The 13,851-nt window shown below is 65.1% G+C and carries 15 protein-coding genes and 1 tRNA gene; 5 read left to right on the top strand and 11 right to left on the bottom strand.

Annotation, left to right across the window (positions count from 1 at the left end):
• The first annotated feature begins 7 nt into the window (after nt 1-7).
• Nucleotides 8-598, top strand: coding sequence for a TIGR03086 family metal-binding protein (locus BR47_RS0108685; RefSeq protein ID WP_029119243.1), 591 nt, complete (start codon nt 8-10; stop codon nt 596-598).
• A gap of 49 nt (nt 599-647) precedes the next feature.
• Here the strand turns inward: BR47_RS0108685 and BR47_RS0108680 are convergent, their stop codons facing one another.
• The 6 genes from BR47_RS0108680 to BR47_RS0108655 form a co-directional block, all read right to left on the bottom strand.
• Entirely contained in the window at nt 648-848 is a 201-nt protein-coding gene (locus BR47_RS0108680; RefSeq protein ID WP_029119242.1) for a hypothetical protein, read from the bottom strand.
• A gap of 281 nt (nt 849-1,129) precedes the next feature.
• A complete protein-coding gene (locus tag BR47_RS0108675; protein ID WP_051634689.1) occupies nt 1,130-1,792 on the bottom strand; it encodes a DsbA family protein in 663 nt (220 codons plus the stop codon).
• A 342-nt stretch (nt 1,793-2,134) separates the two neighbouring features.
• Nucleotides 2,135-2,941: a transglutaminase-like domain-containing protein gene (locus tag BR47_RS0108670; protein ID WP_029119240.1), complete on the bottom strand. Its 807-nt coding sequence runs from the start codon at nt 2,939-2,941 to the stop codon at nt 2,135-2,137.
• Nucleotides 2,942-2,972: 31 nt separating this feature from the next.
• On the bottom strand, nt 2,973-3,692 hold the full coding sequence (locus BR47_RS0108665) for an N-formylglutamate amidohydrolase (protein WP_029119239.1): 720 nt from the start codon (nt 3,690-3,692) through the stop codon (nt 2,973-2,975).
• Between the two features lie 7 nt (nt 3,693-3,699).
• A complete protein-coding gene (locus tag BR47_RS0108660; protein ID WP_029105433.1) occupies nt 3,700-4,428 on the bottom strand; it encodes a proteasome-type protease in 729 nt (242 codons plus the stop codon).
• A gap of 330 nt (nt 4,429-4,758) precedes the next feature.
• On the bottom strand, nt 4,759-5,634 hold the full coding sequence (locus BR47_RS0108655; protein WP_029119238.1) for a formylglycine-generating enzyme family protein: 876 nt from the start codon (nt 5,632-5,634) through the stop codon (nt 4,759-4,761).
• 82 nt (nt 5,635-5,716) lie between these two features.
• Here BR47_RS0108655 and BR47_RS0108650 point away from each other — a divergent pair, with 82 nt between their 5' ends.
• Nucleotides 5,717-6,580 (top strand): NYN domain-containing protein, encoded by an 864-nt coding sequence (locus BR47_RS0108650; RefSeq protein WP_020102374.1) that lies wholly within the window; start codon nt 5,717-5,719, stop codon nt 6,578-6,580.
• Between the two features lie 16 nt (nt 6,581-6,596).
• On the opposite strand, the gene BR47_RS0108645 is transcribed toward BR47_RS0108650, so the two are convergent.
• Genes BR47_RS0108645 through BR47_RS0108635 form a run of 3 tightly spaced genes read right to left on the bottom strand, consistent with a single transcriptional unit; the run spans nt 6,597 to nt 10,230 of the window.
• A complete protein-coding gene (locus tag BR47_RS0108645; protein WP_029119237.1) occupies nt 6,597-8,075 on the bottom strand; it encodes a glycoside hydrolase family 130 protein in 1,479 nt (492 codons plus the stop codon).
• Complete coding sequence (locus BR47_RS0108640) at nt 8,072-9,094, bottom strand: hypothetical protein (protein WP_029119236.1); 1,023 nt, start codon at nt 9,092-9,094, stop codon at nt 8,072-8,074. Before BR47_RS0108640 ends, BR47_RS0108645 begins: the two co-directional genes overlap by 4 nt.
• On the bottom strand, nt 9,082-10,230 hold the full coding sequence (locus BR47_RS0108635; RefSeq protein WP_029119235.1) for a glycosyltransferase: 1,149 nt from the start codon (nt 10,228-10,230) through the stop codon (nt 9,082-9,084). The genes BR47_RS0108640 and BR47_RS0108635 overlap by 13 nt, the downstream gene beginning before the upstream one ends.
• 508 nt (nt 10,231-10,738) lie before the next feature.
• Here BR47_RS0108635 and BR47_RS33000 point away from each other — a divergent pair.
• The gene (locus BR47_RS33000) at nt 10,739-10,903 is read left to right on the top strand and encodes a hypothetical protein (RefSeq protein WP_155987062.1); all 165 of its coding nucleotides are present in this window, start codon (nt 10,739-10,741) and stop codon (nt 10,901-10,903) included.
• A gap of 3 nt (nt 10,904-10,906) precedes the next feature.
• On the opposite strand, the gene BR47_RS0108620 is transcribed toward BR47_RS33000, so the two are convergent.
• Entirely contained in the window at nt 10,907-11,995 is a 1,089-nt protein-coding gene (locus tag BR47_RS0108620) for a fatty acid desaturase family protein (protein ID WP_029119234.1), read from the bottom strand.
• Between the two features lie 230 nt (nt 11,996-12,225).
• On the opposite strand from BR47_RS0108620, the gene BR47_RS33995 reads away from it, so the two are divergent.
• A complete protein-coding gene (locus BR47_RS33995) occupies nt 12,226-12,357 on the top strand; it encodes a hypothetical protein (protein WP_110772214.1) in 132 nt (43 codons plus the stop codon).
• Between the two features lie 506 nt (nt 12,358-12,863).
• Here the strand turns inward: BR47_RS33995 and BR47_RS0108605 are convergent.
• Nucleotides 12,864-12,946, bottom strand: a tRNA-Leu gene (locus BR47_RS0108605).
• Between the two features lie 87 nt (nt 12,947-13,033).
• Here BR47_RS0108605 and BR47_RS0108600 point away from each other — a divergent pair.
• A complete protein-coding gene (locus BR47_RS0108600; protein WP_029119233.1) occupies nt 13,034-13,813 on the top strand; it encodes a helix-turn-helix domain-containing protein in 780 nt (259 codons plus the stop codon).
• Nucleotides 13,814-13,851 lie beyond the last annotated feature (38 nt).

Below are 13,851 nucleotides of genomic sequence, written 5' to 3'. Positions count from 1 at the left end.
GGCCCTTATGAGCGAAGACACGACCCCCGAGCTTGGCGTGTTGGCTGTCGAGGCCCTCGACCTGCTCACCGCCGCCGTTGGTGACGTTCCCGCGGAGCGCTGGGACGATCCGTCGATCCTGCAGGACTGGACCGTGCGCGAACTGGTCGCGCACGCAACCGGCAGCGCTACCCGAATCATCGTGCTCGCCGAGGACGGCGAGCTGTGGGACGGACCTTCCGAACCGTCGGACTGGATGTACGACAGCCCGGCAGATCAGCTGAGCGCGTTGGGCATTCGCCTTCGCGAGGCTCTGCCTACCGCGGATCTCGATGCGCCGCGCAAGTCTCCACAGGGCGAAGTTCCGCTGCGTCGCGCACTGCTGTTCCCGATCGCTGATCTGGCCCTGCACACGTGGGATCTGCGCCAGTCCCTCGGCGAGCCGATCGAGCTGCCCGACGACCTGCTCACCCTGTCCGAAGGGCTGGTCCACTCGGTGCCGGAACAGATGCTCCGGCGCCCCGGGGCGTTCGGTCCGGAGCAACCCGCGCCGGCAGGTTGTTCGCCCACCACCAAGCTGTTGGCGTTCCTCGGCAGGCCTGTCAGCCCCAGTGCGTAAGGCCGCCCCGTCGCGACGACAGGGGCGGCCTCAGCGGTGACGGAAAGCCTCAGCGCCGGTTGTGCTGGTGATGGTGATGCACCGGGCTGCCCGGCTGCGGGCTGTTCTGCTGGTGCGGGAACGCGTGGTGCGTACCGACGGGGCTGCTGGCGGTCGTGACGTCCGCGTGCGCGGTGGCGGTGCCCAGGAAGATGACGGCGGGCGCGGCGGCGAGGGCGAATCCGGCGGCGATGCGGCGGGTGATGTTCATGTCGACTCCTTTGTGCGGGAAGGCTTTTCAAGTTCTTTCCGGTGTGTTCCGGTGTTGAACTAAGAATGCCGCGCACAGCTGTCGACCTGTATCCGCCGACCGGCCCTTCCGCCGGGTGAATCCCGTGTCCGCCGATCGGGGGAACCTCGCCCAGGCCAGCCCCTTGGGCGCCGCAGGATCGTCGGTTCACCCGACCTGCGGAGAAACGCGTACGTTACGCACGAGGCCGGCGAAGAACGGCGCGGCCTACCGACGTGGGATCGTCGCTACTTAGCGAACCCTCAGGCCGGAATCCGACTCAGCCAGTCGTCGTCGTCGATGATCTGCCCATTGATCACGACCTGCGGCACCCCGGGATTCGGAAACTCGTGCAGGAGCGTGAGGTTGTTGGCCGCAATCGCCCGGGAGTCGTAGCCGACCGGCAAGCCGACCCGAATCAGGTCCTGCGCCGACTGCGGCGCACCCGCCCGGCCCGCCAGCTCCGCCAACTGATCGTTGCTCAGGTCCGTCGGCCCGCCCTCTTTCGGCTGGTGTTCTTTCGAGAAAATCTGCTGCACGAAGCGCCACGCCACTTCACTCGATTTCGACTCGCCGGCCACGACGAAAGCCGCGTAGATCGCGCGCCGGTCGTATGTTCCACTGGCCGAATACTTTTCGAGGAAGTTCACCAGCCGTAGATTCACCCGAATTGCGCCGCTCTCGATACGACGGCCCAGCTCGTCGCCCTCTTTCCGGATCAGCTTGCCGCTGTACGGGCACAGCGGATCCAGGTACAGATCGACCTGCCCCAGGGCGTTGGGGTCACCGATGGAGATGACGTCCCCCGCCGGTGCCGCGACCTCCGCACCCGCCGACCCGGCGATCGGGCCGCACAGCAGCGACACGACCACCGCTGCGACGGCGCCGAGCGCGCGGACAAACCGGGCCAGTCGTGTCCAATCCATACATCCATCATGCCGCGCCATCTAACGCGTTCCGTCCGTTTCCCGCAGGTCTGTCAGTTCGCTCGATGTCGGAGCCGACGTATGCATCCGGGTGTAGTTGTGTCGTTGCGGCTCGCCGACATGGTCGGCGCAAATTGAAGCCGATGCGACCGGTGTCGACGGCACTCATCAAGATGCCGTCCTGCTCCAGCATCTCCCCCGCACTGGTGCGGGTCAGCATGTTCAGCGCGGCCTTGGCAGCGAGCTCACCTCGGACAGCACCCGCCGGCATGTGCTGAGCTGGTCGGGATCGATCGCGGCCACCGGGCAACGGCCCGGGGGCGTTAGCGCGTCGCGCGTCGTCTATGCCACTTGGTCTGTCCAGACCCGGAAGCTCGTCAACGTGTTGGCGCCGAACGCGTTGCTCAGCGCTACGTCGGCGGCGTCACGGCCACGCGCGATCAACACCCGGCCGATACGCGGCACGTTGTTACGCGCGTCGAACGTGTACCAGTGCCCGTCGAGAAACACCTCGAACCAGGCGGCGAAATCCATTGGCCCATAAGGCGGTGCCATGCCGATGTCGCCGAGATACCCGGTGCAGTAACGCGTCGGGATATTCATGCAGCGGCAGAAGGCGACGGCAAGGTGGGTGAAATCGCGGCAGACACCGACACGTCCGGTGAAGGCCTCCAACGCCGTGCGGGTGCTGTCCGCCTGCATGTAGTCGAAGGTGATGTGGCGGTGCACGTAGTCGCAGATGGCCTGAACGCGATCCCAGCCTGATGGTGTCTGCCCGAACAGATCCCACGCCGTCTGTGACAGCCGATCGGTATCGCAGTACCGGCTGCCGAGCAGGAAGATGAGCGTCTCATCGGGCAGGTCCGGGACCGGCGTCTGGCGCGCCCCGGGGACCAGGACATCAGGGAGCCCACTGTCCCTGATGATCGCGTCGCCCCGGACACGGGTGGATCCCTTCGGCGCGACGATGCGGGTGCACCAGTTGCCGAAATCGTCACGGTAGATCTTCATCGGCACCGGCGGGTCGACCAGCAACGCGTCGCGACCGATGAGATCGGAGACGCGGGTGAAGTGGACGTTGAGATTGAAGATGATCGGGGTTGGGTTCGGGCACTCGAAGACCATCTCGAAGCCGACATTGATTTTCACGCTGTCTCCGTTCTCGCTGTTGGTGTTTGGTTCACGCGGGCGGGTCCGGCAGGGTTGCTCGAGCCGTGTCCAGGGCATCGATCAGCACGGCACGCAGCGCTGCCCAGGGCCGGCCGCCGGCGACCACGATGCGCTGGTTGATCTCCAGTTCGACGCCGACGTACTCGCTTGGCCCAAAGCGCTTGCGCAGGTGCGACGTCAGGCCGTCCCCCTTACCCGCGTAGGGATAGTTCCGGCGCACACGGAGTTCCGGGCGAAGAGCAGCGAGCGACGCCTGCCAACGCATGCTCACCTGGACCTCTCCGCGCCGACGAGGGTCGTAGAGCAACCCGACATCGGCTCGGCGCACCACCCCGTCCAGTTCTGGGGTGAAGCTGTGGCAGGAGAGATGAATCACCCGCTGACTGCGCGAAATAGATTGTTTGACAACGTTTTCCACCGTGTCGCGGTACGGGCGGTAATACTGCTCGATGATCTGCGATCTGGCCTCCTTCGATGCGGCCCGCGCCACCGGCGAAAAGAGCTGCGGGTGCCCGATCGACCGGTTCAGATCGACCAGGAGGCGGCTGGTGGTCGATGCGACCAGCGGTGCCCGGCTCGCGGCTGCGAGCGCTTCCGCCATGACCAGCGCACCAGGGTCCCAACCCCGATGGGAGTCCAGCAGCGCCCGATGTTCTGCAAAGAGCGGTCCGAACGGCGCGGGTATGTCATTACCCCCGTGTTCGCAGGTGATGAGCAGGAAATCCGCCACGACGCAGTCACCAACGGAGATCGGGTAGCCTGCTGAACACGGTCCGGGTGCCCTCACTCCACGCCTCCCTGACAGCTGTGAAATAGGGGTCGCCTTCGTCGAATCGGCGCCGCCACGGCACGCGCAGGCTGTCCCGTTCATAGCTGATCAAATCGATCGGCATACCCACCGACAGGTTGCTCCGCATCGTCGAATCAAAGGAAACCAGAACGCATTTCGTGGCGTCAGCCAACGATGTCTGGGGCACGAGCACGCGGTCGAGGATCGGCTTGCCGTACTTCGTCTCACCGGTCTGCAGGAACATCGTGTCGGTGCCGGCTTCGATGAAGTTGCCCTCGGCGTAGATGCGGAAGAGTCGCATCGGCTCACCGGCGAGCTGACCGCCGACGATGAACGAGGCGTTGAAGCCGGCCGGGTTGCTGTCCAGGTAGCCCGCGTCACGCTCGTCGACCTCGCGCATGGCGTCCGATACCAACCGGGCGACGTCGAACATCGTCGTCGCACCAAGCAGGTTGGTCGTCGCGGGGCCGTCGGCACAACGCTGCCGCAACACGCTGATGATGGCCTGGGTGCCGGCCAGGTTTCCCGAACTCAGCAGCGCGATCACCCGATCGCCTGGCGTCTCGAACACCGTCACCTTGCAGAACTTGGCGAAGTTGTCGACGCCCGCGTTGGTGCGGGAATCAGCCGCGAAGATGATCCCGTCGTCGAGCAGCACGCCGATGCAATACGTCACGGTAAGTGCCTGCTGCACATCTGAATTCCCCGATGCTAGGACGGGTGAATCTGACTCGTGGCAGACGCAGGCGCAGTTCGAGTCAAGTTGTGATCCGGCTCGACGCCGTCGATTCTTCGACTCTACGCTGCGTGGAACATATCCGCGCGCCGCAGCCGAGCAGGTGCAGTGACGTCGGTCGCTTGACACCACGCGGGACCTACACTCCCAGCCGCCCGACAACCGGTCCAGCAGGTTCTGACTGACCCGTCGAGCCCGGCGAACCGCACGGTCTTGCCCCGTGCCTAGACCGGGGCTATATAGCGGCGTTTGACGACCGCTTTCGCCACCTCAGTCGGCGATGCAGCGGAAGCCGATGTGCGACGTCGCGCTGTCCTGCGACTGCGACGACCGCGCCGCGGGCCGGTAGCGATGGCAGTACTCCGGCGCGCACAGGTGTGAGCCGCCCTTGAGGGTCTGCATCACCGACGGGTCACCACCAGGCGGCGGACAGCAGCCGGACACCTCCGGCGCGGCACTGTGCCGAGGCGTGTACCGGGTGGTGGTCCACTCCCACACATTGCCGATCATGTCGACCAACCCAAAACCGTTGGGAGGGAATGTGCCTACCGGTGACGTCCCGACCCAGCCTCGTGCGCCGGTGTTGTGATACGGGAACCGGCCCTGCCACGTGTTGGCCATCAGCTGCCCACCGGGATGCACGTCGTCACCCCAGGCGTAGGCCGTGGTCGCGCCCGCGCGCGCGGCGTACTCCCACTGCTCTTCGGTGGGCAGCCGTCGACCCGCCCACGCCGCGTACGCCGCGGCATCCGGGTAGGCGACCTGCACCACCGGATGGTCGAGACGGTCGGCGATCGTCGACTCGGGCCCGAACGGATGCTGCCAACTTGCCCCTGGCACCCACGCCCACCACTGCCGCCAATTGCGCAGATCGACCGGGCCGGCAGTGGGGTGGAACACCAACCCCCCGGGAACGAGCTCGTCAGCGGGGACGCCGGGGAAGGCGGCCGGATCCAGCTGTTGCTCGGCGACGGTGACATATCCGGTATCCGCGACGAATTCGGCGAACTGACCGATGGTGACCGGGTGCCGTTCGATCGAGAACGGCGCGACGGTCACCTCGTGCACCGGCGCTTCCTCGGGGTAGAAGTCCTGTGAACCCATGCGGTACGACCCGCCGGGGAGGGCAGCGAGTTCCGTGAGCATTCCGACAGGTTAACCAGCCGACGAACGGTGCGCCTGCAAGGTTTCGCGTCACAAGGCTGCGCCGATAGACCAGACTGGGACCATGACGGATACCACCGCCACCCGAGTCGCGGTGTACCTCGACTTCGACAACATCGTCATTTCCCGCTACGACCAGGTCCACGGCCGCAATTCGTTTCAGAAGGACAAGGCCAAAGGGCTCGAACCCGACAAGTTGACCCAGGCCACCGTCGACGTCGGCGCGGTGCTCGACTTCGCGTCGTCGTTCGGGACCCTGGTGCTCACCCGGGCGTACGCCGACTGGTCGGCCGTCGTCAACGCGGGCTACCGCCAGCAGCTGGTGGGCCGCGCCGTCGACCTCGTGCAGCTCTTCCCCGCCGCGGCATACGGCAAGAACGGCGCCGACATCCGTCTGGCGGTGGACGCCGTCGAGGACATGTTCCGGCTGCCCGACCTCACCCACGTGGTGATCGCCGCCGGCGACTCCGACTACATTCCGCTGGCTCAGCGTTGCAAGCGCCTCGGCCGGTATGTGGTCGGCATCGGAGTGGCAGGCTCCTCGAGCCGCGCGCTCGCTGCCGCCTGCGACGAATTCGTCACCTACGACTCGCTGCCCGGCGTCCCGGCGCTCGAACCCTCGACAGATCCGGCGCCGCCACGACGCTCCCGCCGCAAGACCGAGCCAGATGAACCCGAACTGCCCGATCCCCAGACGTCCGCCACCGCCCTCCTGACGCGTGCGCTGCAGATCGGGCTGGAGAAAGACGACGTCGAATGGCTGCACAACTCCGCGGTCAAGGCGCAGATGAAGCGCATGGATCCGTCGTTCAGCGAAAAGTCCTTGGGGTTCAAGTCTTTCAGTGATTTCCTGCGCTCGCGCACTGATGTCGTCGAATTGGACGAGAGCTCGACGACCCGCATGGTGCGGTTGCGCAGCGCGCAATGATGCCGCCGTGAGCGTCCTAAAGCCGCAGGACCGCCAGCAGCTCTGACAGTGTCACCGTAGCGAAACCGATCGCGGCATCGCCGATCCCGTACGGCAGCACCAGGGTGTCGGCGTGCACCAACCCGCCGCACGAATACACCACGTTCGGCACATAGCCGTCCTGCTCATCAGCTTCCGGGCTCAACAGCGGCTCGGGCAACCGGCCGATGATCCGGGTGGGGTCATCCAGGTCGAGGAGTATCGCGCCGATCGAGTACGTGCGCATCGGGCCGACACCGTGGGTGAGTACGAGCCACCCCGCATCGGTCTCGATGGGCGCGCCACAATTGCCCAATTGCAGTGTCTCCCAGGACTCTGTCGGGCGCTGGCAGGGCACGGCATCAGACCACACCGACAGCCGGTCGGAATACGCCACCGTGTTCGATTCCCGATCCGACCGCGACATCGCCGCGAACCTGCCGGAAATCCGGCGAGGAAACAATGCCAAACCCTTGTTGGCGGCCGCCGCACCGACCATGGGTGCCGAAGTGAACGATCGGAAATCGTTGGTAGTCAACAGCTGCTGGCGGATTTGCGATCCGCTGTACGCCGTGTAGGTGGCGTAGTAGGTGACGGCGCCGTCGTCATCCGTGAAGCGGACGAAACGTGCGTCCTCCATACCGGCCGCCTCGGCGTTGGTGGCCGGCCACAGCACATGCTCGGAAATACCTGTGTCTGAACCGAATTCGACGGCATACGACCGATCGGCGATCGACCGGATCAACGCGATGGTCTCCGCCGCGTGCTTGCGGGTGCTGCGGTGCAGATACAGCCTGTCGAACTGCTCGTCGAGGTCGGTGCGCGTGAACTGGTCGCCGAGCGCGTCGAGCACGTAGTCGGCGACCTCGCCGGCATCGTCCAGGCGCTCCAGTTCGCTGCGGAAGACGGCGGCGTCGAGCAATGTCGGCACCACCGTCCCGACGGTGGCGAACGGCCCCACGTCGTCGATCGTCACGCAGCCCGCATGGTCGACGGTGCCGGTGCGAAAGCCGATCGAGGAGCGATGCCCCTCGCCGATCCCCCGCACACTCATCACAAATCGCAGGCTGCCCGCCGCCACGCCCGTTTGATCCGGATGTGCGACGATGCTCGGATTGCACAGTGCCGCACCCTCGATGGCAAACTCGCTCGTAAATGTGGCTCCCAACAGCAACATTCGGGCCTCAGAGATCGCAAACCCGGGCTTCAGCCGGTCAGCGAGCTCACGTGCGTTGCGCCGGAACGTTCCCGCCAGATCACGATGCCGCCGCTCGAATCGAAAGGCGACGCTGTCGAGCGCCGCCCGCACGTCGGCCTCGCTCAAGGCCAGTACTCGCGCCAGCACCGCACCGGCCCGGGACTCCTGGAGCTCGAATCCTTCCTGCCCCGGGACGAACAGCCGGGCGATGACGCGTGCACGATCTGCTGTCAACCGCTGCGGGCGCCGGGTGGCCAATCTTCGACGCACCGAAGTCATTGCGTCACAGCGACCAGGCGTCGCGCCTGCTGAAAAGTGGACAGCACCGCGAGCGTCGACTCAGCGCCCTGATTGAGGTTGATCCCGTCGGCATGCAGCCCGTCGAACCCGCCGCCGGTTGCCGAATCCCACATCACCGCGCCGACGTCGTTGGCGCCCTGGAACCAGGCCGCAGCCACCCGCACGGTGCTCGTCCAGATGGCACTGGCATCAACGCTTGCCGCGCGGGCACATGCATCGGCCAAGGCGGCAACCTCGACGGGTTGCTGATCGAAGGCCGGGCGCGGTTCCCCCGCAGCCCAACCGCCGGCCGGGCACACCGACAGATGCCCGTCGACGGTCTCGCAATCGATCAGCCATTCCAAAAGGTCAAGACCGCGCTGGCACAGCGCCGAGTCGCCGCGTGCATCCCCCGCGGCGATCATCGCCTCGGGCAACAACGCGTTCACGTACGTCAGGCGTTCCTCGGGCCACTGCCAATCGACTTTACCGCTCTGCGCCGCAACACCTTCCGCGTAGTCATCGATGAGCCGGCGTGCCCCGACATGATCGGGGTCGACGCTGAGCAGCTCCGCGGCGCCCAGTGCCGCGAACGCCATCGCGCGCGGCCAGACGGACCGGCCACGGGCAGCCCGTTCGAACTGCACCACCGACAAACTGCGGACCAAGCCGAGGTCGCTGTGCGCGGCGGCCGTGCCCAGTGCCCATAGGCATCGGCCCCAGCAGTCCTCGAAGGTGAAGTCGTCGGTCCAACGACCGTTGCGGTCCAACCGATTACGGCAACCGCCCGAGAACGCCTGTGCGCCATCGAGGAACTTCACGGCCAGTCGGGCCAGCACATGCACATCATCGTCGGCATTCGGCTCGCGGCTGGCGACCACCAGGACTCGCGCCATGTCGTCGGTGCAGTAGCCGTGCTCGGGCCGCGGCTGGGTGCCGCAGGCGTGCTCGAAGGTGCCGTGCTGATCTGTCATGGCCAGCAGGTGGTCGAACTTCGGTTCCGGCACTACCCCAGCCACGTGGGCTCCGGACGTCTTCTCAGAATTCGTTGTGCCACAGATTGATACGATTTCGCCACGACCGGCCACGACATCGACGGCGCGAGCCGCCGGGCCTCGGCCGCCATGGAACCGGCCAACCGGGGCTGGGTCAGCACAGAGTGCAGAGCCGACCGCATCGCGTCGGGGTCGTCATGGCCGACGACGATCCCCGCTCCTGTGGACAGCAACTCGATGGCGTGCGGGAACGCCGTCGCGACGACCGGCCGACCGCAGGCGATGGCGTCAACCAAGACGCCGGAGGTGGCTTGGTCGGTGGAGTCGTAAGGCAGCACCACGACCGCCGCGGACATCATCAGAGCGATCAGGGACGCCACGTCTCGGTAACCGGCATCGAACTGGACCGCGCGGCCCACCCCGGCACGCTGCGCTCGCTCGGCGCAGGCCTCACGGTAGGCCTCGCCGTCGGCGGCAAGCACCCGAGGATGGGTCTGGCCGGCGATCAGATAGCGGGGCTGGCCGTTGAGGCCGTGCAGTGCGCTCATCGCATCGATGACGCGCTCGATCCCCTTTCCCGGCCCCAGCAGGCCCCAGGTCAGCAGCGTCGGGCGCCCGGTACGGCCCGTGTGGAGACCGCTGGGCATGGTCGCCCCGTGCGGGATCGTGGCGATCTTCCGCAGATCGACATCGAAACCGTGACGCAGTTGTCCCCTGGCCGAGTCGGACATCACGACCACCTGATCGGCGAGCGCCACCACCTCCTCCAGCACAGCACGCTGGTGCCGGGTGGGATTCTTGGGAATCGTGTGGGCAACCACGATCGACGGGATTCGCAGACCGCCGATGATGTCCAGGACTTCGTCGCCGTCAGCGCCGCCGTAGATTCCGTACTCGTGCTGGATCACCGCGACGTCGCTCTGGTTGAGCAGATCCACTGCTGCTGCGACTGACGCCGGTGATCCGTTGGTCAGTTCACCGATCACTCGGCTATCGCTGGCGCAGGCCCCATCCGCAACACGCACCACACTGACGTCGGCGCCGTTGACGGCCAGGCCGTGGCTCAGCGCGGCGCTGAATGTCGCAAGTCCGCATCGTGTCGGTGGAAATGTGCTGAGAATCCCGAAACTTGGCGAGCCGGCACGTGTGTACTTCCGCACCGCCTCATCTGAATACTGAAGACTGAGTTGCGATTTCACGGCAGTCCCGTCGCGTAATGGTCACCGATGGGTCCGGCGCGAGCTGCTGCTCGGGGAATGCAACGGCAAGAAGCTGACTTGACTACGCCAGGGGCTGGCTGGTTCCCAACCTTTCCCACGCTACACCCCGGACCTATGCGACGCGCGACGAACAACGCGCCGCCGCGTCGGTTGATGCACGCCAACGGGTGTAGGGTGAACGTTACAGAACGTCAGTTGTTGCACGCCTACGTATCGGTGATCCTCGGCGCCTTCGGATCATCACGGCCAACAACTCGCCGACATGCCCTTCTGGGCGGCCGAATGCCAAAACCGAAGGCACATCACGTTTTTCATCGAGACGTTTGTTGCCGCCACCACTCAACGGGGCCAACGAAATTCGACGGTGTCGATGGAACCGAACCTGAACTTCAGCGCGCGTTCGCGCGCTGTGCTCATGCTGACGATAGAGAGATAGACCATGAATGTTGTGAAAACAATTGCGCGGAAAGCCGATAGCGCCTGGGAGGGCACCAAGAGCTACTTCGGCTTCGGCATCGACAGCAGTGGCACCTTGGACGATGACCACGCACACCAAGCCGCCTCCGATGCCGGACAGGCGCGGACCAAGATCAAAGCCGTGTTCGACCGCTGACCGCTATCCACGGATGGCGGCCCAGCCCTTGTCGGGCAGCGCCAGCCGGAAGTTGGTCCGCAGGGTCTGCAGGTACTGCGTGATGAGCGAGCCCGTGGTGTAGGGCAGGTCGTACTTGTCACACAAGTGACGAACTCGGACGCTGATCTGCGCGTACCGATTGCTCGGCAGGTCGGGGAACAGGTGGTGCTCGATCTGGTAACACAGGTTTCCGCTCGAAAATGCCAGTATCCGACCGGCTTTGAAGTTCGCGGCACCCAGCATCTGACGCAGATACCACTCCGCCCTGGTCTCGGACTGCAGGACCTCCGGGGCAAACGTCTGCACACCGTCGGGAAAGTGCCCGCAGAAGATCACCACGTATGACCAGAGGTTACGCAACAGGTTGGCGACGGCGTTGGCGGTCAGCGTTCGCCGCCAGCGGCGCAGGCTGAGCGCAGGCACGGCGACGTAGTCCTTCGTGATCTGCCGGGCGATCTTGATCAGCATCGACTTCTTCGCAGCCCGCTTACCGTCCTGGCTGCCGGCCCGCTCCGTTTCGGTGTGATAGCCGTGACGGGCGATTCCCCATTCGAAGGTCAGGGCCAACAATAGATTTTGCAGCGGTTGCCATAGATATGCGGGCTTCCACGGTTGGTCACGGGTCACCCTCAACACCCCGAACCCGAGGTCGTCATCCACGCCGACCACATTGGTGAACACATGATGGCGATAGTTGTGCGAGTACCGCCACTGCGCGGACACACCCACCATGTCCCACTCCCAGGTGCTGGAATGGATCTCCGGATCGTTCATCCAGTCCCATTGGCCGTGGCTGACGTTGTGCCCGATCTCCATATTCTCAACGGCTTTCGCGTACGCCAACGCCACGACCCCCACCGCCCAACCGGCCCTGGATCGACTCCCGGCAATCTGCAGCCGAGCGCCGACGTCCAGAATCCGCTGAAACGCGATGGCGCGCCGGATGTAGGCGGCGTCCTTGGCGCCGAGGGACTCCTCGACGTCGGCGCGGATGGTGTCCAGTTCAAGACCGAACGACTCGACGTCTGCGGGAGACAGACGTGCATACGCGGCAATATCATTGATTGACAAAAGAATTCCGGTCCGTTTACGCGCGTGGCAACGGGGCTCGGCCACATAGGGTGCGTGTCACCTCCAGCCTAGGCCCGTTTTCGGAACGACGCCACGTGGCAGCGTTGCCGGGCAACGCTCGGATGCGTCGACGGCGCCGCGACTCGACCGCGCGCATTGCGTGGTCGTCCGCGGTACGCGTAGGGTCTGGTAATTGGGACCACCCAGGCCCCCGAACAAAGGGGCGTGTCATGTCCGACAAATCTCCGCGACAGAGCATGACCAAGAAGACCGGCAAGTCGCTCAAAGAGAAACGTGCAGAGAAGCGCGCCAAGACCGACCAGGCGCCGACCGACGGCGTACTGCATTCCAAGAAGCACTGAAGTACGTATCAACTAAGCGGCACAACGCTTTTCGTAGGAAACCTGAGGTCTGCGATCTCGGTCGCGGTTCGCTGCCGTCTGCCATCCTGGACGAAAGTGGTTGTTTTCCAGCTAGTTTCGGCTGCCGACGGTGCGCATTGACTAATTCGGTTGGCATGTCGCCGGCGCGCCTCGGCCGGGACTTTGTCAGCATCGGCGTGGCGGGGATCGTCCAACCTGCCGCGTACGAACTGCCCACCGTGGGGTTCGGCGAGTGCCGCCACCGGCGGATAGGCCGAGAGCTCGCGGCGGCTTCCTGTGCGCAACACGCGTACAGGAAGCCGGCATCGTGAGCGCCTTGCTCTCAAGACAGCGCTCGGGCGCTGGACTCACGGCGAGAAGTCCGCTTTCGACGGCTCGGCGCATGTCGATGAAAAGCGTTATTGGTGAATCAGCCAGATAAGAGGCATAACCCCGGCGCAAACGCCGGGGTGCTGCCCAAGTCGAATACTCGACTCACACAAGAGTGCGGGCGGTGGGACTCGAACCCACACGTTCTTTCGAACACGGGCACCTAAAACCCGGGCGTCTGCCATTCCGCCACGCCCGCAACACCAAAGAGAATAGCGCCCCAGCACAGCCCAGAACTTGTCGGACCGTCGTCATAAGTTGAATGCAACGTACGACCGGGGGTCCCATGCGCAACTTCGACGAGTTCGACCAGGTTCAAACGCTCCTTGCGACCGGCATGAATGACTGCGCCATCGCAAGAGCGACGGGAATACCACGAACCACGGTGCGCGACTGGAGGCGCAGACCCGGCGTCTGGCGCCGACAAGCGGCCTGCGACTCGACCTGCGGCGTCGACCACGACTTCGCAGCTCTACCGCCAGCTGAGTACAGCTACCTGCTCGGGTTGTACCTAGGAGATGGCTGCATCTCCGACGCGCTCCGCGGCGTGTGGCGACTCCGAATCACGCTCGACAAGAAGTACCCGGCCATCATCGATCGCTGCCGGGAGGCGATCGGCGCCGTCATCCCAGGCAAGCAAGCCGGGGTGATACAGCGGAAAGGTTGTGTCGAGGTGTACGTCTGCTCCAAGCACTGGCCGTGCTTGTTTCCTCAGCACGGCCCCGGCAAAAAGCACACCCGGACGATCGCGCTGCAACCATGGCAGCAGGCCGTCGTCAACCAAGCCACCGAAGAGTTCGTCCTAGGCCTGATCCACAGCGACGGCTGCCGCGTCGTCGCCAACGATCGCGGCGTCATGAGCGTCCGCTACCACTTCACAAACCTGTCCGAAGACATCGTCAATCTGTTCACCGGCGCGCTGGACCAACTCGGCATCCACTGGCGGCGGTCGTCGAAAAAGCAGCTTTCGATCTACCGCAAGGCAGACACCGCTCGCCTGGACGAATTCATCGGCCCCAAGTCGCGACCCGTGCCGTGGCCATGCATCCAACCTCGGGCGTCCTAGCAGGCACGAATCGCAAACCCAAACCCCCGCGCGGTACC

The sequence above is a fragment of the Mycobacterium sp. UNC410CL29Cvi84 genome, from assembly GCF_000686745.1.
In the GTDB taxonomy this organism is placed as follows: Bacteria; Actinomycetota; Actinomycetes; order Mycobacteriales; family Mycobacteriaceae; genus Mycobacterium; species Mycobacterium mucogenicum_B.
The sequence above is the reverse complement of the archived record's forward strand: the minus strand, read 5'-3'. Positions and strand labels throughout refer to the sequence as shown.

What these genes read in the sequence shown, in the direction of transcription:
- BR47_RS0108650 (WP_020102374.1), top strand. Translation starts at nt 5,717, where the DNA reads ATGACGGATACCACCGCCACCCGAGTCGCGGTGTACCTCGACTTCGAC.
- BR47_RS0108645 (WP_029119237.1), bottom strand. Translation starts at nt 8,075, where the DNA reads ATGACTTCGGTGCGTCGAAGATTGGCCACCCGGCGCCCGCAGCGGTTG.
- BR47_RS0108680 (WP_029119242.1), bottom strand. Translation starts at nt 848, where the DNA reads ATGAACATCACCCGCCGCATCGCCGCCGGATTCGCCCTCGCCGCCGCG.
- BR47_RS33995 (WP_110772214.1), top strand. Translation starts at nt 12,226, where the DNA reads ATGTCCGACAAATCTCCGCGACAGAGCATGACCAAGAAGACCGGCAAG.
- BR47_RS0108600 (WP_029119233.1), top strand. Translation starts at nt 13,034, where the DNA reads ATGCGCAACTTCGACGAGTTCGACCAGGTTCAAACGCTCCTTGCGACC.
- BR47_RS0108685 (WP_029119243.1), top strand. Translation starts at nt 8, where the DNA reads ATGAGCGAAGACACGACCCCCGAGCTTGGCGTGTTGGCTGTCGAGGCC.
- BR47_RS0108655 (WP_029119238.1), bottom strand. Translation starts at nt 5,634, where the DNA reads ATGCTCACGGAACTCGCTGCCCTCCCCGGCGGGTCGTACCGCATGGGT.
- BR47_RS0108675 (WP_051634689.1), bottom strand. Translation starts at nt 1,792, where the DNA reads ATGGATTGGACACGACTGGCCCGGTTTGTCCGCGCGCTCGGCGCCGTC.